The sequence below is a fragment of the Streptomyces sp. TRM68416 genome (assembly GCF_014596915.1).
Classification (GTDB): Bacteria; Actinomycetota; Actinomycetes; order Streptomycetales; family Streptomycetaceae; genus Streptomyces.
In genome coordinates this window covers 154,000-177,199 of the sequence record NZ_JACVWU010000002.1, presented here as the reverse complement: position 1 = coordinate 177,199, position 23,200 = coordinate 154,000, and the positions used below count along the sequence as shown (strand labels likewise).

The window sequence follows — 23,200 nt, the reverse complement described above, 5'->3', positions numbered from 1 at the left end:
ACCTTTGCCCTGCCCCGATCCACCCGCACGGAAAGGAAAGGCGATGTCCCCCATCGACCGCAGATCCCTCCTCAAGACGGCCGCCGTCACCGGAGCCGCCGCGCAGTTCAGCTGGGCGCTCGGCACGTCGAGCGCGCAGGCCGCGCCCGCGGCTGCGGCAGCGGACGCCGAACCGGTGACCCTGGACTGGCTGGAGAAGGGCGGCCTCGGCGCCGCTCCCGGCTCCACCGTGGGCGTGCCCTGGCCCAAGGGCGCCTACGACAAGGACCAGACGTTCGCGCTGACGGACGCCGACGGCAAGGACGTCCCCGTCCAGTCCTGGCCGATCGCCTACTGGCCCGACGGCTCCCTGAAGTGGACCGCGCACGCGGTCGGCTCGGGCTCCGGCAAGCTCACCCTCGCCCCCGGCACGCCCGCGGCCCCCGCCAAGAAGGTCACCGTCGACAAGCGCGGCGGCACCATCGACGTGTCGACCGGCGTCATCACCGCCAAGATCGGCAAGAGCGGCTCCGTCCTCGTCAAGTCCGTGCGCCGCGGCGGCACCGAGATCGCCAAGGACGGCCGGCTGGTCCTCCTGCGCCAGCCCGAGATCGAGGACGGCGACCAGACGGCCACCAAGGTCGAACGGTTCGACAGCGTCATCGGCGAGGTCGAGGTCGAACAGGACGGCCCCGTCCGCGCGGTCGTCCGCATCGACGGCAAACACCGCAAGGGCACACGCAGTTGGCTGCCCTTCTCGATCCGGCTCTACTTCTACGCCGGCGCCGAGTCCTTCCGCATGATGCACACCATCACCTACGACGGCACCCAGGAACCCGGCAAGGCGAGCGGCGACTTCATCCGCGGACTCGGCGTCCGCTTCACCGTCCCCCTGCGGGACGAGTCCTACGACCGCCACATCCGCATCGGCGGCGAGGGCACCGGCCTGCTGCGCGAGGCGGTCAAGGGCATCACCGGACTGCGCCGCGACCCGGGAGCCGTCGTACGGGAGGCGCAGTTCGAGGGCAGGAAGCTGCCGGACCCCTCAACCTGGGACCAGCGCGTCACCACCCGCCTCCAGTACATCCCGGAGTGGGGCGACTACACCCTCTCCCAGCTCTCCGCCGACGGCTTCGCCGTACGCAAGCGCACCAAGAAGGGCCACGGCTGGATCCCCGCGGGCGGCGGCCGACGGGCCAGCGGCTTCGGATACGTCGGCGGCGCGAGCGGCGGCTTCGCCTTCGGCATCAGGGACTTCTGGGAGAAGCACCCCGCCCAGCTCGACATCCGCGACGCCCAGACCGACGAGGCCCAGGTCACCCTCTGGCTCTGGTCGCCCGAGGCCCAGCCCATGGACCTGCGCTTCTACCACGACGGCATGGGCCAGGACACCTACCCCGAACAGCTCGAAGGCCTCAACATCACCTACGAGGACTACGAACCCGGCTTCGGCACCCCCTACGGAATCGCCCGCACCAGCGAACTCCTCTTCTGGGCCCACGAGTCCACGCCCGACGCCGAGACCATGGCCCGGCAGGTCGAGGCCGTCCGCACCCCGCCCCAGCTCGCCGCACCGCCCCAGCAACTCATCAAGGCCGGCGTGTTCGGCGGGCTGTTCTCCGAGCCGGACCGCTCCACCGACGCCAAGTCGAAGATCGAGGACCACCTCGACTTCCTCTTCACCTACTACAAGGACCAGGTGGAGATGCGCCGTTGGTACGGCTTCTGGGACTACGGCGACATCATGCACAGCTACGACCCCAGCCGCCACCAGTGGTGCTACGACGTCGGAGGCTACGCCTGGGACAACTCCGAGCTGTCGCCCGACCTCTGGCTGTGGTTCGCGTACATGCGCTCCGGCCGCGCCGACATCTTCCGCTTCGCGGAGGCCATGACCCGGCACACCGGTGAGGTGGACGTCTACCACATCGGCAAGTGGGCGGGGCTCGGCACCCGGCACGGCGTCCAGCACTACGCCGACAGCGCCAAGCAGCAGCGCATCGCCAACACCACCTACCGCCGCTACTACTACTTCCTCACCGCGGACGAACGCGTCGGCGACCTCATGCACGCCAACGTCGACTCCGACGAGACGTTCCTCGTCCTCGACCCCATCCGCAAGATCCGCACCGAACCCTACGAGCCGGACCGCAACGCCCTCTCGATCGGCTTCGGCACCGACTGGTCCGGGCTGGTCTCCGCCTGGCTCACCGAGTGGGAACGGCGCGGGCCCAAGTGGAAGAAGGCCAAGGCCCGGGTGCTCTCCACCATGGAGACCATCGCCGCCCAGCCCAACGGCTTCGTCCAGGGCAGCGCCCTCTACGACCTCGACACCGGGAAGTTCGCGATCGACGAGGAGCCCAAGGTCGGCGTCTCGCACCTGTCGGCGATGTTCGGCCTGGTCGAGCTGTGCGCCGAGCTGATCGACCAGGTCGACATGCCGAAGTTCAAGGAGGCATGGCTGGACTACTGCCGCTACTACAACGCCAGCAAGGCCGAACAGGCCGCCCGGTACGGCTCGAACTTCGGCACGCTGCTGCTGTTCCAGGGCCACTCGCGTCAGGACGCCTACGCCGCCGTCCAGTTGGGTGACGACGGGCTGGCCGCGCGGGCCTGGCAGCAGTTCTACCGCAGCCGCGACACGTGGGACTACAAGGAGTCGACCGACTGGTCCACGAAGAAGATCGAGGGGCCGACGGCCCTCGTCGGCGGCAGCGAGGCCGCGTGGGTGTCCACGAACGCGACCGCGCTGTACGGGCTTGCGGCGATCCAGAACCTGGCGCTGGTCGGGGACAAGATGCCGTGACGTTCCGCTGGGGCGCGGGGAGTCACCCCGCGCCCCCCTTGGGGCGCGCGCCTCAGTGCAGCCGGCCCAGCATGTCCCGCACCCGGTGGGCGTCCCGGATGCGCTGCTCGTAGGTCGCGCCGAGGGCCAGCAGGAGGAGGCCGGCCAGGGCCGGAGGCACCCAGCGGGGGAGTGCGCCGGCGATCTGGATCAGGTACGGGGCCAGTTCGTGCAGGGCGTCCACGGCGAGGACCGCGCCGCCCAGCAGCAGCGGCGCCTGAAGGTGGTGGCGGGCGCCCAGCAGGGTGACCGCGAGCGCCGCGAGGCCCAGCAGCAGGGGGCGCGTCCAGCCCGGGTCGCCCCAGGCGGCGACCAGGCTCGGCACGAAGGTCGCGGCGAGGCCGGGGCCGTACGCCCTCCAGGACGAGGCCTGCGGATCGCGGCGCCGGAGCAGGACGCCGACGACCAAGGCGGGCACGGTCACCGGCAGCGTGTACGCCTCCGGGGCGGTCACTCCCCAGGCCGCCAGCCGGACCCAGGTGGCCAGCGCGAAGAGGGCGGCGGAGGCGTGGGCGACGGGACGACGGTCCGCTCGTAGCGCCGTGCCCGCGGTGATCACACCGCACAGGGCGAGGACGAGGGCGAGCAGCGGCGGGTCGGTGACCGCGAGCCCGAGGGCGAGCAGGCCCGCCGCGGCGCCCGTCGTCTCGATCGGGAGCGTCGCGGGGGAACCGCCGCCGAGCCTGGCGGCGAGCAGCGCGGCGGCCACCGGGACGGCGAGGACCAGCAGCGCGGTGTGCTGCGGCGGCCAGTGCGCCGCGGCGCCCACCGCGCAGGCCAGCGCGGTGGCGTACGCGAGCGCGGCCGGGGCGGTGACGGGGGCGAGGTGCTGGTGCCAGGAGGCCGCCGCGAACAGAACCGTCAGCGCACCCAGCACGGACAGGGTCGCGGGCTGCGAGGCGAGCGAGAGGGCCGCGAGAACGAGGGAGGAGAGGAGGGCGAGGACGAGGGCGACCGGCCGAGCGTCGGGGAAGGCGGGCGCCGCGGCGGGCTTGGGTCCCCCGCTGGCGCCTGGCCTGGTCCAGTCGGGCCTGGTCGGGGTGGCAGTGGGCGGGGCGGTCGGCTGAGTGCCGGGGGAGGCCGGGGCTGCGGCGGGCTTGGGTGCTCCGGTGGTGCCTGGCCTGGTCGAGTCCCGCCCGGTCGGCGTGGCAGCGGGCGGCTCGGCATCGCAAGCCGCGGCGCTGCTCCCCGCGTCGGCAGCGTCGGCGGCTTCGGCCGCCTCGGCGCTCGCGCTCTCGCCGACGGGCCGGGACGGCCGTAGCCTCCCCGCCGTCGCGAGGACGGCCGCCGTCGTGATGCCCAGGGCCGACAGGCCGACGGCGTACGGCAGTTCCAGCACCGCCGGCAGGGTGAGCAGCGCCGCCCAGGTCAGGGTCAGGGCACCGGTCAGCGCCCGAGGACGCCACGTCGCGTCCCGCACCGCCAGGGCCAGTACGGCGGCCACCGCGGCCAGAACGAGCGGAACCGTCTCCGTCTGCGCGGGCCAGGGCGCGTCCACGGCCACCGCGGCGCGCAGGTCCGACGGCGCCCCGGACCAGGCCCGGCCGACCCACGCGACCGGGCCCAGCAGGGTGAGGACGACCAGCGGTACGGCCCACAGGACCGCGAGCGCCAGAACCCCGGCACAGGCCCGCAGCATCCCCGCGCCCACCGGCTCCGGCAGCCGCGCCGCCGCCAACAGCGCGACACCGCACGCCAGATACGCGGGCACCGTCCACGCGTCCGGCAGGGCCACCCGCAGTACGCCGCCGAACGCCGCCACCAGCAGCAGCCCGCCGGCCGGCGCGGTCAGCGCCGAGGTGCCGGGGTGCGCCGTGAGCCGGGCGGCGGTGAGCGCGATCGCCGCGGCGAGGACGAGGAGCGCCGCCGCACGGGCGGCGGCGCTCGGACCGGCGGCCGTCCACGACAGACCTCCGGCCGCCAGCACACCCCAGGCGCCCGAGCCGTACGCGCCGACGGTCGCGGCGAGACGTACGGAACGGACCGGCACCCGGAGCGCCACTCCTGTGTCGAACCCGGCCGTCACGAGCAGCGCGGCGGCCAGCAGATACGGTCCGGCATCCGCCGCCACCGCCCAGAGCAGCAGCGGGAGTTGAGCCGCGGCCAGCGCGGCGGGCCACGGCAGACGCAGCTCACGCGCGCGCGGCAGCAGACCGTACGCCGTCCACAGGGCCGCCAGTGCCGCCGCCGCACCCGCCGTGTACCCGACGCCGTCCACCCCGGCGAGCGCCACCTCGTGCAGCGCGTAGGCGTCCAGGACCGTCAGTGCCAGCCCGAGGCCGGCCACCGCCTCGGCCGTCGACCGCAGCCCGCGCCGCAGCAGCACCACCGGCGCGCACAGCGCCGCCGCCGTGACCGCACCCAGCACCATGGCCCGCCCGGCGATGCCCAGGTGGCCCCAGCTGACCAGCGTGAACGCCGTCGCGGCGATGGCGAGCAGGACTCCGCCGAGGGCCAGCAGCACGTTCTGCACCCGGGGCCCCGAGGCCTCGGGGCGCGGGAGCGCGGAGGGCGCCGCGAAGGGCTGCGCCGGGCGGGCCGCGTCGAGCGCGGCGACCAGCCGGACGCGACGGGCCAGCAACTGGGCGCGGCGTGCGTCCAGTTGCCACAGCTCGGTGTCGAGGAGCCGCAACTCCTCGACCGGGGACGGGTTGTGCGTCATGGGTCGAAGTGTGGTCCGCGTCACCCCGCCGGACATGAGCGCGGATACTCAGAACGTACTCAGATCCGGTGCCACACTCAGTCCATGGACTGGTCCCATTACCGCTTCCGCACCGTGTGGACCCTGCCCGCACCCCCGGCCGTCGTCTACGACGTCCTGGAACACGCCGAGGACTACCCCCGCTGGTGGCCCCAGGTCCGCGAGGTGCACCGCCTCGACGACACCAGCGGCCTGGTCCGGATTCGCGCCCTCCTGCCCTACGAGCTGACCTTCACCGCTCGTGAGGTGCGGCGCGACGCGGCCGCCGGGGTCCTGGAGATCGCCATGACCGGCGACCTGGAGGGCTGGGCACGCTGGACTCTTACCCCGGACGGCACCGGCACCCGCGTCCGCTACGACCAGGTCGTCGACGTGCACAAGCCGCTCCTGCGCCGACTCGCCGTGCCGGGACGGCCCGTCTTCCGCGCCAACCACCGGCTGATGATGCGGGCCGGACGGCGTGGCCTGGCCGCGCACTTGGAAGCGGTTTGAAGGAAAGCCGCGGAGACCTGTATTGTTCAGTGCGTTCCCGGGCGATTAGCTCAGTGGGAGAGCGCTTCGTTCACACCGAAGAGGTCACTGGTTCGAACCCAGTATCGCCCACCGGGAAAGGCCGGTCCGCAGCAACGCGGACCGGCCTTCTTCATGCCGCCGCCGGCAGATCCGGACGCAGCGGCCACGCCGGGTCCACCGCCTCCTCGCTGCCGCTGCGCGCGAACCACGCCTGAAGGCCACGTGCCTGCGCCGCGTGCCACACCGCCTGCAACGTGTGCAGTTCGGCGGGGGAGAGACGCTCGAGCCGCGCCGCGAACCGGCGCCCCACCGCCCGTACGACCTCCATGGCGGCCAGCGCGTCGGCGCCCGCCTCGTGCGCGCCGTCCAGGGTGACGCCGTAGTGCCCGCACAGGTCGGTGAGCGTGCGGCGGCCCTTGCGGTAGCGGTCCAGGTGCTTGTCGAGCACCCGCGGATCGAGCACCAGCAGCGGACTCGTCTGGAACCAGTGGTCGAGCGACGACGCGCGATGGCGGCGCAGCTCGCGGTCCAGCATCGTCAGGTCGAACGGCGCGTTCATCACCACCAGCGGGCGGCCCGCGAGCGCCTGTTCGGCCAGTACCTCGGCTATCTCCTGCATCACCGGCGCCGGCCAGCGGCCGTTGCGGTGCAGATGGTCCTCCGTCAGCCCGTGCACCGCCGTCGCCGCCTCCGGCACCGGCACACCCGGGTTCACCAGCCACCGGGTCACCCGCGGCCGGGTGCCCGGGGCGTCCTGGACGACGACCGCCGCCGAAACGATTCGGTCGGTCTCGACGTCCACGCCTGTCGTCTCTGTGTCGAATGCCGCCAGCGGGCCTTCGTACCAGCACCCCATATCTGCACAACCCCTCGTTCACCCACGGCAGCTGACGCACCGTCTTCTGCCCGTTTGGTGATACCCGGGCTGTTTGCGCCGTACGCCGGAAGGAGACAACAGAGGTACGGGTCTTTGCAGTTCAGCGAGCCCGTTCGCGCGGAATCACGCAATTCACTTGGCTGGGAAGGCTGTTGGTCATGGCGATAGCGCAGCCCGAGCGGGGCGGGCTGCTGCCCGAACGTACGGGCCCCCATCGCGGCACACTCGCCACCACCGCCTGCATGGAGACACTGCAGGTGGGCTACTTGCACGCGGTGGCCGCAGCCGCCGGCTGCTCGCTGTCCCAGCCGTTCCCCGACAACGGCATCGACTGGCACGTCAGCCACGGCTCACCCGGGCACACCGTCGACGACGAGGTCACCATCAAGGTCCAGCTCAAGGCCACCTACCAGGTCCCGCCCAACCCGCCGGGCCGCTCCTTCTCCTTCACGCTGGACAACGACCACCTGCGCAAGCTCGCCCGCACCCCGGTCTCCGTGCACAAGATCCTCGTCGTGATGCTCGTGCCCCGGTCCCAGGACGACTGGCTGCGCGCCAGCCACGACCGGCTCGACCTCAGACACTGCTGCTACTGGGTCAACCTCGCCGGCCACCCGGTCACCGGCCGGACCCGGACCACCGTGCGCATACCGACCGCACGCGTCTTCGACGACCGGGCGCTGTGCGAGATCATGACGCGGGTCGGGACGGGAGGCAGACCATGACGCACCGCCCCACCGAGGAACCCCTGCGGCCGGTCCGGCCGCACCCCGCCGACACCTGGCACCGGCCCCCCGAGCCAGGCCAGGTGGACCCCGCCGTCCTCGGCGCCCTGCTGCGCCGGCACGGCTGGCAGCGCCGCGGGGGCGCCGCCGGACGCTACGGCCGCTGGACCCCGCCCGGCCCGGGCGGCGGCGGGACGAGCCTGCTGGTGCCCGAGAGCCGCGCCTTCCCCGACAGCGAGGACCTGCTCGGCGAGGCGCTCGTCGCCCTGTCCCGCAGCGGCACGCCCTCCGCGCGCGAGGTGCTCGTCTCCCTCGTCGTCCCCAGCGACGAGATCCGCTGGTGGCGCGACGCCCCCGCCGGCCCGGCCGGCACCGTGCCCTGGACCGTCGAGGAGCAACTGCGCGCCGCCGCCCGCCAGATGCTCCTGGCCGCCGCCCTCGCCACACGCGCGCGGGCCGGCTACTACGGCGCCCGGCACCGCCGCCCCGCTGCCGCGCTGCTGGAGGACGTCCTCGTCGGCTCCCCGGTCGGCGGCCACCTGACCGCCTTCGCCCCCGTCGCCACCGCCCGCCCTCTTGCCGTACGCCTGCACCAGGCCCTGTACGCCGCCCGCGAGGCCATCGACTACCAGCGGGCCACCGGCGGCATGGACGCCTTCGACGGTGCCGTGACGGCAGGGGTGAGCCGTGAGCTCACCGAGGCGTTGATCGCCCTCGTCCGGGGCACCGAGGGCGCGCGGGTCGCCGTCGAGTGGGCGCCCGGCGCGGGGGTCCCGGACGGCTGCGCGGCGCACGCCGAGGCCGTCGAGTTCTCGCCCGGCGACCTGCCGGCACTGCGCGAGGCCGGGGCCCGCTATCTGCGCGAGGAGCCGTCCGTGGCCGTCCGCATCACCGGCACGGTGGTCCGGATGCGCAGATCGGGGCCGCGCGGGGAGGGCGCCGTACGGCTGCGGGTGCTGGCCGGGGCCGAGATCCCGCACGTCCGGCTGACCCTGGACGAAGAGGCCTATCGCATCGCCGGCCACGCCCACCTGGTGGGCCTGCCCGTGCGCGTGCACGGACGGCTGGAGAGCCGCGGCGGGTTCCGCAGGCTCACCGGCGCCTCCTGCGTCGTACCCGTCCAGGTCGACGAGGCGGAACGGGACCGGCTGATGAAGTCGCTGCAGGAGAACCTCGACTTCTTCGAGGAGGCCTGCGGCGGGGAGTGAGCGGTGGGCGGGCGGGGGTGGGGCTGGGGCTGGGTGGGGGCTTGCCGCAGGGAGTGGGCGGCGGGGGCCTGCGGCGGTGCTGAGTGGCGGCCTGAGTCGGGGCTGAGCGGGGACCTGCGGCGGGGGCTGGGCGGTCGGTGGCGGCGGGTGTGGACATTATCCGTTTCGCGGTCGGAGGGGGTGGGTCGGTACGATTCCCTCTTGCGCGCGCTCCCGGTATGGCGCCGCACCCCACCTGCAGTCAGGAGAGACCGGTGTCAGACGTCCGTGTGATCATCCAACGCGATTCCGAGCGGGAAGAGCGCGTGGTGACGACGGGCACTACGGCGGCCGACCTCTTCGCCGGCGAGCGCTCGATCATCGCCGCGCGCGTGGGTGGTGAGCTGAAGGACCTCGCCTACGTCCTCGCCGACGGCGAGACCGTCGAGGGTGTGGAGATCTCCTCCGAGGACGGTCTGAACATCCTGCGCCACTCCACCGCGCACGTCATGGCCCAGGCCGTGCAGGAACTCTTCCCCGAGGCCAAGCTGGGCATCGGCCCGCCGGTCAAGGACGGCTTCTACTACGACTTCGACGTCGAGAAGCCGTTCACGCCCGAGGATCTCAAGGCCATCGAGAAGAAGATGCAGGAGATCCAGAAGCGGGGGCAGAAGTTCGCCCGCCGCGTGGTCACCGACGAGGCCGCCCGTGAGGAGCTCGCCGACGAGCCCTACAAGCTGGAGCTGATCGGCCTCAAGGGCTCCGCCTCCTCCGACGACGGCGCGGACGTCGAAGTCGGCGCCGGTGAGCTGACGATCTACGACAACCTGGACGCCAAGACCGGCGAGCTGTGCTGGAAGGACCTCTGCCGCGGTCCCCACCTGCCCTCCACCCGCCTCATCCCGGCGTTCAAGCTGATGCGCAACGCGGCCGCCTACTGGCGCGGCAGCGAGAAGAACCCCATGCTCCAGCGCATCTACGGCACCGCCTGGCCGTCCAAGGACGAGCTGAAGGGCTACCTCGACTTCCTCGCCGAGGCCGAGAAGCGCGACCACCGCAAGCTCGGCTCCGAGCTGGACCTCTTCTCCATCCCGGAGCAGATCGGCTCCGGCCTCGCCGTCTTCCACCCCAAGGGCGGCGTCGTCCGCCGTGTGATGGAGGACTACTCGCGGCGCCGCCACGAGGAAGAGGGCTACGAGTTCGTCTACACCCCGCACGCGACGAAGGGGAAGCTCTTCGAGACCTCGGGCCACCTGGACTGGTACGCCGACGGCATGTACCCGCCCATGCAGCTCGACGAGGGCGTGGACTACTACCTCAAGCCCATGAACTGCCCGATGCACAACCTGATCTTCGACGCGCGCGGGCGGTCCTACCGTGAACTGCCGCTGCGCCTCTTCGAGTTCGGGACCGTGTACCGGTACGAGAAGTCCGGCGTGGTGCACGGCCTCACACGCGCGCGCGGCTTCACGCAGGACGACGCGCACATCTACTGCACCCGTGAGCAGATGTCGGAGGAGCTCGACAAGACGCTCACCTTCGTCCTCGGCCTGCTGCGCGACTACGGTCTGACCGACTTCTACCTGGAGCTGTCCACCAAGGACCCGGAGAAGTTCGTCGGCTCCGACGAGGTCTGGGAGGAGGCGACCGAGACGCTGCGCCAGGTCGCCGAGAAGCAGGGCCTGCCGCTGGTCCCGGACCCGGGCGGCGCCGCCTTCTACGGCCCGAAGATCTCCGTCCAGACCAAGGACGCCATCGGCCGCACCTGGCAGATGTCGACCATCCAGCTCGACTTCAACCTGCCCGAGCGGTTCGACCTGGAGTACACCGGCGCGGACGGCGCCAAGCAGCGCCCGGTCATGATCCACCGCGCACTGTTCGGCTCCATCGAGCGGTTCTTCGCGGTGCTCCTGGAGCACTACGCGGGCGCGTTCCCGGCGTGGCTCGCGCCGGTGCAGGCGATCGGCATCCCGATCGGCGACGCGCACGTGGACTACCTGGCGAAGTTCGCCTCGGCCGCCAAGCGCAAGGGCCTGCGGGTCGAGGTGGACTCCTCCTCGGACCGCATGCAGAAGAAGATCAGGAACGCCCAGAAGCAGAAGGTGCCCTTCATGGTCATCGCGGGCGACGAGGACATGGCCAACAACGCCGTCTCCTTCCGCTACCGCGACGGCTCGCAGGAGAACGGCATCCCGTTCGACGAGGCCATCGCGAAGATCGCGAAGGTCGTCGAGGAGCGGACACAGGTCTGATCCGACGCCGTACGCGAGGCCCCCGGGGAGTTCAGCTCCCCGGGGGCCTTTCGTCGTCCTCGCGGGCGAAGGTCTGGAGCAGCCAGGACGAGAACGACCCGGTCACAGCCCCCAGCAGCGCCAGGCCGCAGGCCATCATCCCGGCCGCGATCACGCGCCCCAGCGGGGTCACCGGGGCGATGTCGCCGTAGCCGACGGTCGTCAGGGTGGAGCACGTCCACCACACGGCGTCGCCGAAGGAGCGCATGGTGGTGCCCGCGGCGTCCCGTTCCTGCTGGTAGACGGCGAGGGCGCCGGCGAAGCCGAGGAGTACGGTGGCGATCCCGGCGTAGGCGATCACGCGGCCGTGCAGGGGGAGGCGGGGGCGGCCGTGCCGGTGCTGCACCGCCTCGTAGACCTTCACGATCCGGAGCGGCCGCAGCAGGGGCAGCAGCAGGACCACGGTGTCGATCGGGTGGCTGCGAATGAAGCGCAGGCGTTGTCCGCTCAGGCGCCAGCGCACCGCGTAGTCGACGACGAACACCGCCCAGGCGGTGAGCGTCGTGGCCAGGCACAGTGCGCGCCAGGACTCCGGCAGGTCACGGGCGAGGACCCGGACCGCGTACGAGGTGAGGTAGGCCAGGGATGCCACGGCGAGGGGCATCTCCAGGCGTTGCTCCCAGCGAGCCGTGCGGCTGTCGTCGTCCATCCGCACAGCTTCGCGCGGGAGCCTTTTCCCGCGGCCCCGGCGACACGCCCCGAACGGGCGAAGCCATATGCTGCACTGCATGACGAGTGAGCCGGAGCAGCAGTGGGGAGTGGGGACGCAGGACGCGTTCCAGCGCCTGTGGACACCCCATCGGATGGCCTACATCCAGGGCGAGAACAAGCCGACCGGCCCGGGGGCCGACGACGGGTGTCCCTTCTGCTCGATTCCGGCCAAGTCCGACGAGGACGGGCTGGTGGTCCAGCGCGGTGAGCTGGTGTACGCGGTGCTCAACCTGTACCCGTACAACGGCGGTCACCTGATGGTCGTGCCCTACCGCCATGTCGCGGACTACACCGACCTCACCGAGCCCGAGACGGTCGAGCTGGCGGCGCTCACCAAGCAGGCGATGACGGCCCTGCGCGCCGCGTCCGGCGCGCACGGCTTCAACATCGGCATGAACCAGGGCACGGTCGCCGGCGCCGGCATCGCCGCCCACCTCCACCAGCACATCGTCCCGCGCTGGGGCGGCGACACGAACTTCATGCCGGTCGTCGGCCACACGAAGGTCCTGCCGCAACTGCTCGCGGACACCCGCAAGATGCTCGCGGAGGCCTGGCCGGCCTAGGGCCTGTCCGGCGGATCATGCCGGTGAGCCACCGCCGCTTTCCTGCGACCTGATCCGCCGGACAGGCCCAGCCGTCAGGCGTCGTAGAGGTCGGCCTTCCTGGGGGACGGGTCCTGCACGGCCGTGCTCAGGAACGCCGACCGCGTGCCGAACTTGTCCGTGTCGACGCCGTTGTCCTCAAGGACCTTGATGGCCGCCGCGTGCACCACGCGCAGCACGGGCGTGGCGGCGCGCATCGCGTCGTCGGCCATGAAGCGGTGGCGCCAGGGCTTGTCCGCCCAGACGTGCCGCAGGCCGAAGGGCTCGGGCAGGGATATCGTGCCGCCGAGCCAGTTGAGCAGCGGCGGGTACCAGGACAGGGGCGCGCGGACGGCGAGGCGCACCACCTCGTTGGTGGGGACCAGGGGGAGTTTCACCTTGCGGGTCTCCCACGGCTTGAAGGACTTGGGGACGTCCTTGGTGGGGTCCTCGGGCTTGCCCATGAAGAGGGGGTTGACCGGACCCAGTGCGTGTCCCGTCACCTCGATGCGCAGGGTCTCGTGCAGCACGGTGACGGTGATCATCATGGTGAGGATCAACTGGCCGTCCCACAGGGTCCACTGCACGCCGAGGTAGTGCCGGTCCCCGCTGCCGAACTGCTGCTTGTTGCAGATGTCCTGTATCGAGTGGGACTTGTGCTGGAACGCCTCCACGTCCCCCGACTGCTCGGTGCGGGACACCGCCGTGGCGTTCTCCCCGATCGGCGTGACGATCCAGTGCCGTACGGAGGCCTTCGGGAAGCCGCCGGTGTTGATCGTGTTCCGCTCCAGCATGCGCAGTCTGTCGTGGATCGCGCGGATGACGTCCCAACTGCGGAAGGGGTTGATCTCACGGCTCGGGTCGGCCGGCGTGAGGTCCTCGGCGAGCTGCCAGCTGCCCCAGCGGGTGCCCATGCCCAGGATGCCCTTGGGCCCGGCGTAGAAGACGATGTTGGACTGCTGTTCGGCGCTCAGCCGGGCCAGGGACTGGCGCAGTTGCTCGGCCCGGGCCTCGCTGGGGCTGCTCGGCACCGCCTCGGGGACCTGGGCGCCGACGCTGGAGCCCGCCAGCAGGCCGTCCCACCGCGCGCGCAGGTCCCTCGTCGAGCGCTCGCAGATCTGCTTGGCCCAGAACCAGCCCAGGACGGGGACGACCACGCACGCGCGCGCGTACCAGCCCCAGAAGCCGGAGAACGGCATCCGGACCAGGAAGAGGACGGCGAGCGCGCCGACGGCGACGAGGAGGGCCGTGGCGAGGGCGGAGGCCCGCTTGTTGGTGGTCTTGTCGATGCCGGTGCGGAGCTGGAAGACCAGGAGCCAGACCAGCAGCCCGGGCAGGAACAGCAGACCGCACACCACCATGACGGCGGACAACTGCTTGTCGCGGTCCCGGCGCAGCCGGTAGGCGGCCAGACAGTGGTCGACGACGACCTGGGGTTCGGCGCCGAAGGACTGGATCAGTCCCTTGCGCCCGGTGCCGAGCATGCGCTCGATCACCGCCCGGGAGTACGCCTCGCCCAGGTTCGGCCTGAAGAGCTTGCCGGCCCACTTCTGGCCGCCCTTGACGGTCGTCTTGTGCCATTCGTTGTTGGCCTTGGTGATGTCCTCGACCGGGTTGTCCCGGTAGGCGGCGGAGGCGAGGGCGAAGGTCGCCGTCTGGCCGTCGTCGCCCGTGAGGGGAACCTGCGGTCCGAAGACGTTCTCAATCCCTACGGTCATTCCCGCCCCCCAACGCAGCCGGTCTCGCCTCTGCGGCCTTCCCGACTTGCCTGCCCCGCACACCTGTTGATCAGGTCATCAGCGTATCCGCAGCCACCGACATTCGTCGGCGGACGGCCGAAGCCGCCCGCCGACTCGGAGGGGAGCGTTCCACAAAGGTCGTTCGTCCGGGGCCCGTAGGCCTCCTCCTGTGGTGTGCCCGCCGCCAACTACGCGGAATCGCTGGTGTCTTGACGGATCCTTTCGGCGATCTGCGGCGGCATCGGCTCGTGCCGCGCGTAGGAGCGGCTGAAGCGTGCGGTGCCGTGCGACAGCGAACGCAGGTCGACGGCGTAGCGGCCGATCTCGATCTCCGGCACCTCGGCCCGCACCAGCGTGCGGTTGCCCGGGGTCTGTTCCGTGCCCAGCACCCGGCCGCGCCGCCCCGACAGGTCGCTCATCACGGCGCCCACGTACGCGTCGCCGACCAGCACGGTCACCTCGGCCACCGGTTCGAGCAGATGGATCTTCGCGTCGGCCGCCGCCTCCCGCAGCGCCAGCGCCCCGGCCGTCTGGAAGGCGGCGTCGGAGGAGTCCACCGAGTGCGCCTTGCCGTCGAGGAGGGTGACCCGTACGTCGATGAGCGGATAGCCGGCCGCGACTCCCTTGGCCGCCTGGGCCCTGACGCCCTTCTCCACGGACGGGATGAACTGCCGCGGCACCGCGCCGCCGACCACCTTGTCCACGAACTCGATGCCCGATCCGCCGGGCAGCGGCTCGACCTCGATCTCGCAGATGGCGTACTGCCCGTGCCCGCCGGACTGCTTCACATGCCGTCCGCGGCCGCCGGACTTCCCCGCGAACGTCTCCCGGAGGGAGACCTTGTGCGGGATGACGTCGACCTGGACGCCGTAGCGGCTGCGCAGCCGTTCCAGCGCGACGTCGGCGTGGGCCTCGCCCAGGCACCAGAGCACGACCTGGTGGGTGTCCTGGTTCTGTTCCAGGCGCATGGTCGGGTCCTCGGCGACCAGCCGGGACAGGCCCTGGGAGAGCTTGTCCTCGTCCGCCTTGCTGTGTGCGCGGATGGCGAGCGGCAGCAGTGGGTCGGGCATCTGCCAGGGCTCCATCAGGAGCGGGTCGTCCTTGGCGGAGATCGTGTCGCCGGTCTCCGCGCGGTTCAGCTTCGCCACGCAGACCAGGTCGCCCGCGATGGCGTGCGTCACCGGGCGCTGCTGCTTGCCGAAGGGGGTGGACAGGGTGCCGACACGTTCGTCGACATCGTGGTCCTCGTGCCCGCGGTCGGCGAGCCCGTGCCCGGAGACGTGGACCGTCTCGTCGGGGCGCAGGGTGCCGGAGAAGATCCGGACCAGGGAGACCCGCCCGACGTAGGGGTCGGAGGAGGTCTTCACGACCTCCGCGACCAGCGGTCCTTCGGTGTCGCAGGGTTTGATCTCGCGCGGTTTGCCGTCGACGGTGGTGACGCCCGGCGTGGGGTGCTCGAACGGCGTCGGGAACCCGCGCGTGATGAGTTCGAGCAGCTCGACCGTGCCGAGTCCCTGCCGGGCGCCCTCTGCGGCGGGGGCGGCGGCCAGGACGGGGAAGAAGACCCCGCGCGCGACCGCCCGCTCCAGGTCCTCGATCAGCGTCTTGACGTCGACCTGCTCGCCGCCGAGATAGCGGTCCATGAGGGTCTCGTCCTCGCTCTCGGCGATGATGCCCTCGATCAGCCGGTTGCGGGCCTGCTCGATCCGCGGCAGCAGCTCCTCGCCGGGCTCGGACTCCTTGCGCTCGCCGGAGGCGTAGTCGTACAGCTTCTGCGACAGCAGTCCGGTCAGCCCCGTCACGGGCGCGTGCCCGTCGGGCCCCTGTGGGCCGTGCAGCGGCAGGTAGAGCGGCAGGACCGCGTCGGGGTCGTCGGCGCCGAAGGCCTCCGCGCAGATCCGCGTCATCTCCTCGTAGTCCGCGCGCGCGGACTCCAGGTGCGTGATCACGATGGCGCGCGGCATGCCGACGGCCGCGCACTCCTCCCACACCATGCGGGTCGACCCGTCCACCCCGTCGGAGGCCGAGACGACGAAGAGGGCCGCGTCCGCCGCTCGCAGACCGGCCCTCAGCTCTCCGACGAAGTCGGCGTACCCGGGGGTGTCGAGAAGATTGATCTTGATGCCGTCCCATGCGACGGGCACCAGGGAGAGCTGTACCGACCGCTGCTGCCGGTGCTCGATGTCGTCGTAGTCGGAGACGGTGCCGCCGTCCTCCACGCGGCCCGCCCGGTTCACCGCCCCCGCTGTCAGCGCGAGGGCTTCCACCAGTGTTGTCTTGCCCGATCCGCTGTGGCCGACCAGCACCACATTCCGTACGGACGCGGGGTGGTCGGCCGCTGTTGCCCTGCCGGCGGCCCCGGGGTGTGCGTTCGCCTTGTCGCCCATGGCCTTGCCTCCCGTGCACGGTGAGGTCATTGTGGGCGCGGACATGCGGACCCGCGTGCGGTGCGGCTCCGGTGACGCCCGCGGTGCTTCGAGCTTTCCACTCCCGTCACGGTGCGTCCATACGGTGGACGTGATCGCGCCAGTGCGTTCCGCTCGTTTCCGTCAGGAGGCGCCCGGCCGTCGCCCGCCCGCGCGCGTGGCTACGATGGGCCAGCCGGTGGCCAGCAGGGGCCGCGCGGCCACACCGACCCTCGGGAAGGCCATGCTGAACAAGTACGCGCGTGCATTCTTCACGCGTGTCCTCACACCGTTTGCCGCGTTTCTGATCCGTCGGGGCGTCAGCCCCGACACGGTCACGCTGATCGGCACCGCCGGCGTGATGGCGGGCGCGCTGGTGTTCTACCCGCAGGGCGAGTTCTTCTGGGGCACGGTCGTGATCACGCTGTTCGTGTTCTCCGACCTCGTCGACGGCAACATGGCCCGCCAGCTGGGCCGCTCCAGCCGCTGGGGAGCCTTCCTGGACTCCACGCTCGACCGAGTCGCCGACGGCGCGATCTTCGGCGGCTTCGCCCTGTGGTACGCCGGTGGCGGCGACGACCTCGTCCTGTGCGCCGTCTCGATCTTCTGCCTGGCCAGCGGCCAGGTGGTGTCGTACACCAAGGCCCGCGGCGAGTCGATCGGCCTGCCGGTCGCCGTCAACGGCCTCGTGGAGCGTGCCGAGCGCCTGGTGATCTCGCTGGTCGCGGCCGGTCTGGCCGGCATGCACGCGTTCGGGGTACCCGGCATCCAGTACCTGCTGCCCGTCGCGCTGTGGATCGTCGCCGTGGGCAGCCTGGTCACCCTGATCCAACGGGTCGTCACGGTGCGCCGGGAAGCCGCCGAGGCGGACGCGGCGGCCGCCGCCGAGGAAAACGCCGAGGAGAACGCCGAGCAGAACGCCGCCCAAGGGAGTGAGGCCGCGAAATGAGCACCCAGGAGCGGGTGACGGACGCGCTGTACGGCCTCGGCTGGAGCACCGTCAAGAAGCTCCCCGAGCCGGTCGCGGTCCGGCTCGGCCGCACCATCGCCGACGCCGCCTGGAAGCGGCGCGGCAAGGGGGTGCAGCGGCTGGAGAGCAACTACGCGCGCGTGGTGCCCGACGCGAGCCCGCAGCGGCTCGCCGAGCTCTCGCGCGCGGGCATGCGCTCGTACCTGCGCTACTGGATGGAGTCCTTCCGGCTCCCCGCCTGGAGCGCCGAACGCGTCAGGACCGGCTTCGACCCCAAGGACGTGCACTACCTGACCGAGGGCCTGGCCGCCGGCAAGGGCGTCGTCCTGGCCCTGCCCCACCTGGCCAACTGGGACCTGGCGGGCGCCTGGGTCACCACCGAGCTGAAGACCCCCTTCACGACGGTCGCCGAACGCCTGAAGCCGGAGACCCTCTACGACCGCTTCGTCGCCTACCGCGAGGGCCTCGGCATGGAGGTGCTGCCGCACAGCGGCGGCTCGGCCTTCGGCACGCTGGCCCGGCGGCTGCGCGACGGCGGCCTGGTCTGCCTGGTCGCCGACCGTGACCTGTCCGCCTCCGGCGTCGAGGTGAAGTTCTTCGGCGAGACGGCCCGGATGCCGGCCGGACCGGCCCTGCTCGCCCAGCAGACCGGCGCGCTGCTGCTGCCGGTGACGCTCTGGTACGACGACTCGCCCGTGATGCGAGGACGCGTGCATCCGCCGGTCGAGGTGCCGGAGACAGGCACCCGGGTCGAAAAGACGTCTGTCATGACACAGGCGCTGGCCGACGCCTTCGCCACGGGGATCGCCGAGCATCCGGAGGACTGGCACATGCTGCAGCGCTTGTGGGTCGCCGACCTCGACCCCGGGAAGGGCCCGTCGTGAGGATCGGCATCGTCTGCCCGTACTCCTGGGACGTGCCGGGCGGCGTCCAGTTCCACATCCGGGACCTGGCCGAGTACTTCATCCGCCTCGGCCACGACGTGTCCGTGCTCGCCCCGGCCGACGACGACACCCCGCTGCCGCCGTACGTCGTCTCGGCCGGCCGCGCGGTCCCGGTGCCGTACAACGGCTCGGTGGCCCGGCTGAACTTCGGCTTCCTGTCGGCGGCCCGGGTACGGCGCTGGCTGCACGACGGCGAGTTCGACGTCGTGCACATCCACGAGCCGTCCTCGCCCTCCCTCGGCCTGCTGACCTGCTGGGCCGCGCAGGGGCCGCTCGTGGCCACCTTCCACACCTCCAACCCGCGCTCCAAGGCCATGATCGCCGCGTACTCGATCCTCCAGGCCGCCCTGGAGAAGATCAGCGCACGGATCGCGGTGAGCGAGTACGCCCGCCGCACCCTGGTCGAGCACCTGGGCGGCGACGCGGTCGTCATCCCCAACGGTGTCGACGTCGACTTCTTCGCCAAGGCCGAGCCGAAGGCCGAGTGGCAGGGCGACACGATCGGTTTCATCGGCCGGATCGACGAGCCCCGCAAGGGATTGCCGGTGCTGATGCAGGCACTGCCGAAGATCCTCGCCGCCCGGCCGCAGACCAGGCTGCTGGTCGCGGGCCGCGGCGACGAGGAGGAGGCCGTGGAGAACCTGCCCGAGGAGCTGCGTGCGCGCGTGGAGTTCCTCGGCATGATCAGCGACGAGGACAAGGCACGCCTGCTGCGGAGCGTCGACCTCTACGTCGCTCCCAACACCGGCGGCGAGAGCTTCGGGATCATCCTCGTCGAGGCGATGTCGGCCGGCGCCCCGGTCCTCGCCTCCGACCTGGACGCCTTCGCGCAGGTGCTCGACAACGGGGCCGCGGGCGAACTCTTCGCCAACGAGGACGCGGACGCGCTCGCCGAGGCGGCCGTACGGCTCCTGGAGGACCCCGCCCGCCTCACCGAACTCCGCGAGCGCGGCTCCGCACACGTACGGCGCTTCGACTGGTCGACGGTCGGCGCGGACATCCTCTCGGTGTACGAGACGGTGACCGCCGGCGCGGCAGCGGTCGCCGCCGACGAGCGGACCACGGGCCTACGGGCACGGCTGGGACTGGCTCGGGACTGAGCCGTCCCGCGCGTGGGCGCGGGGGCTGCTGGGCTGAGGCGCGTTCTGTGGGGGCGTTGCCGCACCGGGGCGCGTTGAGGCGTGGCGTGTTGCCGAGTGGGGGCCGCGCGTGGGTGGTGGGGGCTGCTGCGCGGGGGCGCGTTTTGGTGGGGCCCGCTGGGGCGGGGCGCGTTCGGGCGTTGGGCGTCGCCGGCTGGCGGTGTTCTGGCGCGGGTGTCCTGCGAGCCAGGTGGTGTTCTGGCGTGCATCCCGCGAGCTGGGCCGTCTTGTGGTGCGGGCATCCTCGCGAGCCCGCCCGTTTTGTGGTGCGGGCATCCCTGCGAGCCCGGTCGTGTTCTGGCGTGGGCGCCCTGCTGAGCCGGGGCCGCGTCCTGGCGCGGGCCGCTGGCGCGCCGGGCAGCTTCCTGGCGTGGGCTTCTGTTGTGCCGGGCCGCGTCCTGGTGCGGGCCCCTGGCGCGCCGGGCCGGTTCCTGGAGTGGGCCTCTGCCAGGCTGCTTCCTGGCGTGGGGTCCCGTAGCGCTGGGCTCGTGCCTCGGTAACCTTGCCGCCCGTGACCGCAACCCTCATCTGGATCCTTGTCGCCGTCGTCGCGATCGGCCTCTACCTGAGCTGGACGGCGGGCCGGCTGGACCGGCTGCACGCCCGGATCGACGCGACCCGCGCCGGGCTCGACGCGCAGTTGCTGCGGCGGGCCTCGGTGACCCAGGAGCTGGCGACCTCCGGGGTGCTCGACCCGGCGGCCTCGATCGTCCTGTACGAGGCGGCCCACGCCGCCCGGCAGGCCGAGGAGGAGCAGCGGGAGGTGGCCGAGAGCGAACTGAGCCAGGCGCTGCGGGCCGTGTTCGCGGAGAGCCAGCAGGTGGAGGCGGTCCGGGAGGCGCCCGGGGGAGAGGAGGCCGCCCGCGAGCTGACCGAGGCCGTGCTGCGGGTGCCGATGGCCCGCCGCTTCCACAACGACGCCGTGCGCGCGGCGCGGGCCCTGCGCCGGCACCGCAAGGTGCGCTGGTTCCGACTGGCGGGACACGCCCCGTTCCCCCTGGCGTTCGAGATGGACGACGAGCCGCCGGCAGCCCTCGCCGAGCGTTCGGCCTGAAGCCGACGGCCGGAAAACGAGCCACCGCCTCACCATTGGCCCTTGCTGTGGCCTGGTCCCCTCACGTTTCCTCGGTGCTGCACAAACCCTCTTTCACTTCAGTGAGGTCATCCGTGTCCAGCACGCACTCCGACAACCAGGCCCCCGAGACCGGCACCGCCCGCGTGAAGCGCGGCATGGCCGAGCAGCTCAAGGGCGGCGTGATCATGGACGTCGTCACCCCGGAACAGGCCAAGATCGCCGAGGACGCGGGCGCCGTCGCCGTCATGGCCCTGGAGCGGGTCCCGGCCGACATCCGCAAGGACGGCGGCGTGGCCCGTATGTCCGACCCGGACATGATCGAGGGCATCATCGAGGCCGTCTCCATCCCGGTCATGGCCAAGTCCCGCATCGGCCACTTCGTCGAGGCCCAGGTCCTGCAGTCCCTCGGCGTCGACTACATCGACGAGTCCGAGGTCCTCACCCCGGCCGACGAGGTCAACCACTCCGACAAGTGGGCGTTCACCACCCCCTTCGTCTGCGGTGCCACCAACCTGGGCGAGGCCCTGCGCCGTATCGCCGAGGGCGCCGCGATGATCCGCTCCAAGGGCGAGGCCGGCACCGGCAACGTCGTCGAGGCCGTCCGCCACCTGCGCCAGATCAAGGGCGAGATCGCCAAGCTGCGCGGCTGCGACAACAACGAGATCTACGCCGCCGCCAAGGAGCTGCGCGCCCCCTTCGAGCTGGTCAAGGAGGTCGCCGAGCTGGGCAAGCTCCCGGTCGTGCTGTTCTCCGCCGGCGGTGTGGCCACCCCGGCCGACGCCGCGCTGATGCGCCAGCTCGGCGCCGAGGGCGTCTTCGTCGGCTCCGGCATCTTCAAGTCCGGCGACCCGGCCAAGCGGGCCGCCGCCATCGTGAAGGCCACCACCTTCTACGACGACCCGAAGATCATCGCCGACGCCTCCCGCAACCTGGGCGAGGCCATGGTGGGCATCAACTGCGACACCCTCCCCGAGGCCGAGCGCTACGCGAACCGGGGCTGGTAATGACCGCTCCCGTAGTCGGAGTGCTCGCACTCCAGGGCGACGTACGGGAGCACCTCATCGCCCTGGCCGCGGCCGACGCCGTGGCCAGGCCGGTGCGGCGCCCCGAGGAACTCGCCGAGGTGGACGGCCTGGTCGTCCCCGGCGGTGAGTCGACCACCATCTCCAAGCTCGCCGTTCTCTTCGGCCTGATGGAGCCCCTTCGCGCGCGCGTGCGGGACGGCATGCCCGTCTACGGCACCTGCGCGGGCATGATCATGCTGGCCGACAAGATCCTCGACCCGCGCTCGGGCCAGGAGACGGTCGGCGGCATCGACATGATCGTGCGCCGCAACGCCTTCGGACGTCAGAACGAGTCCTTCGAAGCGGCCCTCGACGTGAAGGGCATCGCGGGCGATCCTGTGGAGGGCGTCTTCATCCGCGCCCCCTGGGTGGAGTCCGTCGGCGCCGAGACCGAGGTGCTCGCCGAGCACGACGGCCACATCGTCGCCGTCCGCCAGGGCAACGCGCTCGCCACGTCGTTCCACCCGGAACTGACCGGCGACCACCGCGTGCACTCCCTGTTCGTCGAGATGGTGCACGCGAACCGGACGGCGGAGTCCTTGTAGGATCTCTGGGGTTCGTTAGGTAGATGGTTACGCGAAGGAGACAGGCAGATGTCCGGCCACTCTAAATGGGCTACGACGAAGCACAAGAAGGCCGTGATCGACGCCAAGCGCGGCAAGCTCTTCGCGAAGCTGATCAAGAACATCGAGGTCGCGGCGCGCATGGGCGGCGTCGACCTCGACGGAAACCCGACGCTCTACGACGCCGTCCAGAAGGCGAAGAAGCAGTCGGTGCCGAACAAGAACATCGACTCCGCGATCAAGCGCGGTGGCGGTCTCGAGGCCGGTGGCGCCGACTACGAGACGATCATGTACGAGGGTTACGGCCCGAACGGCGTCGCGGTGCTCATCGAGTGCCTCACCGACAACCGCAACCGCGCGGCCTCCGACGTCCGCGTCGCCATGACCCGCAACGGCGGCTCGATGGCCGACCCGGGCTCGGTGTCGTACATGTTCAGCCGCAAGGGCGTCGTCATCGTGCCCAAGGGCGAGCTGACCGAGGACGACGTCCTCACCGCCGTCCTGGACGCCGGTGCCGAGGAGGTCAACGACCTCGGCGAGTCCTTCGAGGTCATCAGCGAGGCCACCGACCTCGTCGCGGTCCGCACCGCCCTCCAGGAGGCCGGCATCGACTACGACTCGGCCGACTCCAGCTTCGTGCCGTCCGTCCAGGTCGAACTGGACGAAGAGGGCGCCAAGAAGATCTTCAAGCTGATCGACGCGCTGGAGGACAGCGACGACGTGCAGAACGTCTTCGCCAACTTCGACGTCAGCGACGAGATCATGGAGAAGGTAGACGCCTGAGCCGACGCTCACGCTCGAACGGGCCGACGGGACACCCCCGTCGGCCCGTCGCGTTGTCGGGCTTTGTCGGTGGCACCCGATAGCCTGCACAAACAGGCGATCGAAAGA

Annotated in this window: 18 protein-coding genes and 1 tRNA gene; 14 read left to right on the top strand and 5 right to left on the bottom strand. The window is 71.6% G+C overall.

All coding sequences use genetic code 11. The features are described from left to right. Positions 1-43 precede the first annotated feature (43 nt). Positions 44-2,785 carry a Tat pathway signal sequence domain protein gene (locus ICC28_RS03965; RefSeq protein ID WP_188286969.1) on the top strand — a complete coding sequence of 914 codons (2,742 nt, stop codon included), beginning with the start codon at positions 44-46 and terminating at the stop codon, positions 2,783-2,785. A gap of 52 nt (positions 2,786-2,837) precedes the next feature. Here the strand turns inward: ICC28_RS03965 and ICC28_RS03960 are convergent, their stop codons facing one another. After that, complete coding sequence (locus tag ICC28_RS03960) at positions 2,838-5,486, bottom strand: SCO7613 C-terminal domain-containing membrane protein (RefSeq protein WP_223188331.1); 2,649 nt, start codon at positions 5,484-5,486, stop codon at positions 2,838-2,840. A gap of 84 nt (positions 5,487-5,570) precedes the next feature. On the opposite strand from ICC28_RS03960, the gene ICC28_RS03955 reads away from it, so the two are divergent. Together ICC28_RS03955 and ICC28_RS03950 are read left to right on the top strand one after the other, a co-directional pair. Continuing rightward, entirely contained in the window at positions 5,571-6,017 is a 447-nt protein-coding gene (locus ICC28_RS03955; protein ID WP_188286967.1) for an SRPBCC family protein, read from the top strand. Positions 6,018-6,056: 39 nt separating this feature from the next. Then, positions 6,057-6,128: transfer RNA gene (locus tag ICC28_RS03950), tRNA-Val, on the top strand. Positions 6,129-6,168: 40 nt separating this feature from the next. Here the strand turns inward: ICC28_RS03950 and ICC28_RS03945 are convergent. Continuing rightward, on the bottom strand, positions 6,169-6,894 hold the full coding sequence (locus ICC28_RS03945; protein WP_188286966.1) for a 3'-5' exonuclease: 726 nt from the start codon (positions 6,892-6,894) through the stop codon (positions 6,169-6,171). Positions 6,895-7,073: 179 nt separating this feature from the next. Between ICC28_RS03945 and ICC28_RS03940 the strand changes: the two genes are divergently transcribed. From ICC28_RS03940 to thrS, 3 genes are all read left to right on the top strand, one after another. Continuing rightward, on the top strand, positions 7,074-7,640 hold the full coding sequence (locus ICC28_RS03940) for a DUF4365 domain-containing protein (protein ID WP_188286965.1): 567 nt from the start codon (positions 7,074-7,076) through the stop codon (positions 7,638-7,640). Further along, positions 7,637-8,848, top strand: coding sequence for a hypothetical protein (locus tag ICC28_RS03935; RefSeq protein ID WP_188286964.1), 1,212 nt, complete (start codon positions 7,637-7,639; stop codon positions 8,846-8,848). The genes ICC28_RS03940 and ICC28_RS03935 overlap by 4 nt, the downstream gene beginning before the upstream one ends. 254 nt (positions 8,849-9,102) lie before the next feature. Further along, on the top strand, positions 9,103-11,079 hold the full coding sequence (thrS, locus tag ICC28_RS03930; protein ID WP_188286963.1) for a threonine--tRNA ligase: 1,977 nt from the start codon (positions 9,103-9,105) through the stop codon (positions 11,077-11,079). Positions 11,080-11,110: 31 nt separating this feature from the next. Here thrS and ICC28_RS03925 read toward each other — a convergent pair whose 3' ends face one another. Beyond that, complete coding sequence (locus ICC28_RS03925; protein WP_188286962.1) at positions 11,111-11,767, bottom strand: potassium channel family protein; 657 nt, start codon at positions 11,765-11,767, stop codon at positions 11,111-11,113. A gap of 67 nt (positions 11,768-11,834) precedes the next feature. Between ICC28_RS03925 and ICC28_RS03920 the strand changes: the two genes are divergently transcribed. Next, the gene (locus tag ICC28_RS03920; protein ID WP_188286961.1) at positions 11,835-12,392 is read left to right on the top strand and encodes an HIT family protein; all 558 of its coding nucleotides are present in this window, start codon (positions 11,835-11,837) and stop codon (positions 12,390-12,392) included. A 74-nt stretch (positions 12,393-12,466) separates the two neighbouring features. Here the strand turns inward: ICC28_RS03920 and ICC28_RS03915 are convergent, their stop codons facing one another. Together ICC28_RS03915 and ICC28_RS03910 are read right to left on the bottom strand one after the other, a co-directional pair. Continuing rightward, a complete protein-coding gene (locus ICC28_RS03915) occupies positions 12,467-14,128 on the bottom strand; it encodes a hypothetical protein (protein WP_188286960.1) in 1,662 nt (553 codons plus the stop codon). Between the two features lie 209 nt (positions 14,129-14,337). Next, positions 14,338-16,536 (bottom strand): elongation factor G-like protein EF-G2, encoded by a 2,199-nt coding sequence (locus ICC28_RS03910; RefSeq protein ID WP_188286959.1) that lies wholly within the window; start codon positions 16,534-16,536, stop codon positions 14,338-14,340. A gap of 205 nt (positions 16,537-16,741) precedes the next feature. On the opposite strand from ICC28_RS03910, the gene pgsA reads away from it, so the two are divergent. From pgsA to ICC28_RS03875, 7 genes are all read left to right on the top strand, one after another. Further along, complete coding sequence (gene pgsA / locus ICC28_RS03905) at positions 16,742-17,503, top strand: phosphatidylinositol phosphate synthase (protein ID WP_188287245.1); 762 nt, start codon at positions 16,742-16,744, stop codon at positions 17,501-17,503. Beyond that, on the top strand, positions 17,500-18,408 hold the full coding sequence (locus ICC28_RS03900; RefSeq protein WP_188286958.1) for a phosphatidylinositol mannoside acyltransferase: 909 nt from the start codon (positions 17,500-17,502) through the stop codon (positions 18,406-18,408). The genes pgsA and ICC28_RS03900 overlap by 4 nt, the downstream gene beginning before the upstream one ends. Beyond that, positions 18,405-19,568 (top strand): glycosyltransferase family 4 protein, encoded by a 1,164-nt coding sequence (locus ICC28_RS03895; protein ID WP_188286957.1) that lies wholly within the window; start codon positions 18,405-18,407, stop codon positions 19,566-19,568. The genes ICC28_RS03900 and ICC28_RS03895 overlap by 4 nt, the downstream gene beginning before the upstream one ends. 550 nt (positions 19,569-20,118) lie before the next feature. Then, complete coding sequence (locus tag ICC28_RS03890) at positions 20,119-20,661, top strand: hypothetical protein (RefSeq protein WP_188286956.1); 543 nt, start codon at positions 20,119-20,121, stop codon at positions 20,659-20,661. Positions 20,662-20,774: 113 nt separating this feature from the next. Next, on the top strand, positions 20,775-21,686 hold the full coding sequence (gene pdxS / locus ICC28_RS03885) for a pyridoxal 5'-phosphate synthase lyase subunit PdxS (protein WP_188286955.1): 912 nt from the start codon (positions 20,775-20,777) through the stop codon (positions 21,684-21,686). Continuing rightward, complete coding sequence (gene pdxT / locus ICC28_RS03880) at positions 21,686-22,291, top strand: pyridoxal 5'-phosphate synthase glutaminase subunit PdxT (protein WP_188286954.1); 606 nt, start codon at positions 21,686-21,688, stop codon at positions 22,289-22,291. The genes pdxS and pdxT overlap by 1 nt, the downstream gene beginning before the upstream one ends. Positions 22,292-22,339: 48 nt before the next feature. After that, the gene (locus tag ICC28_RS03875; protein WP_188286953.1) at positions 22,340-23,092 is read left to right on the top strand and encodes a YebC/PmpR family DNA-binding transcriptional regulator; all 753 of its coding nucleotides are present in this window, start codon (positions 22,340-22,342) and stop codon (positions 23,090-23,092) included. The last annotated feature ends 108 nt before the right edge of the window (positions 23,093-23,200 follow it).

Excerpts from the sequence above, each read along its gene's own strand:
- ICC28_RS03965 (WP_188286969.1), top strand. The coding sequence starts at position 44 with ATGTCCCCCATCGACCGCAGATCCCTCCTCAAGACGGCCGCCGTCACC.
- ICC28_RS03960 (WP_223188331.1), bottom strand. The coding sequence starts at position 5,486 with ATGACGCACAACCCGTCCCCGGTCGAGGAGTTGCGGCTCCTCGACACC.
- ICC28_RS03955 (WP_188286967.1), top strand. The coding sequence starts at position 5,571 with ATGGACTGGTCCCATTACCGCTTCCGCACCGTGTGGACCCTGCCCGCA.
- ICC28_RS03945 (WP_188286966.1), bottom strand. The coding sequence starts at position 6,894 with ATGGGGTGCTGGTACGAAGGCCCGCTGGCGGCATTCGACACAGAGACG.
- ICC28_RS03940 (WP_188286965.1), top strand. The coding sequence starts at position 7,074 with ATGGCGATAGCGCAGCCCGAGCGGGGCGGGCTGCTGCCCGAACGTACG.
- ICC28_RS03935 (WP_188286964.1), top strand. The coding sequence starts at position 7,637 with ATGACGCACCGCCCCACCGAGGAACCCCTGCGGCCGGTCCGGCCGCAC.
- ICC28_RS03925 (WP_188286962.1), bottom strand. The coding sequence starts at position 11,767 with ATGGACGACGACAGCCGCACGGCTCGCTGGGAGCAACGCCTGGAGATG.
- ICC28_RS03920 (WP_188286961.1), top strand. The coding sequence starts at position 11,835 with ATGCTGCACTGCATGACGAGTGAGCCGGAGCAGCAGTGGGGAGTGGGG.
- ICC28_RS03915 (WP_188286960.1), bottom strand. The coding sequence starts at position 14,128 with ATGACCGTAGGGATTGAGAACGTCTTCGGACCGCAGGTTCCCCTCACG.
- ICC28_RS03910 (WP_188286959.1), bottom strand. The coding sequence starts at position 16,536 with ATGGGCGACAAGGCGAACGCACACCCCGGGGCCGCCGGCAGGGCAACA.
- pgsA (WP_188287245.1), top strand. The coding sequence starts at position 16,742 with ATGGGCCAGCCGGTGGCCAGCAGGGGCCGCGCGGCCACACCGACCCTC.
- ICC28_RS03900 (WP_188286958.1), top strand. The coding sequence starts at position 17,500 with ATGAGCACCCAGGAGCGGGTGACGGACGCGCTGTACGGCCTCGGCTGG.
- pdxT (WP_188286954.1), top strand. The coding sequence starts at position 21,686 with ATGACCGCTCCCGTAGTCGGAGTGCTCGCACTCCAGGGCGACGTACGG.
- ICC28_RS03875 (WP_188286953.1), top strand. The coding sequence starts at position 22,340 with ATGTCCGGCCACTCTAAATGGGCTACGACGAAGCACAAGAAGGCCGTG.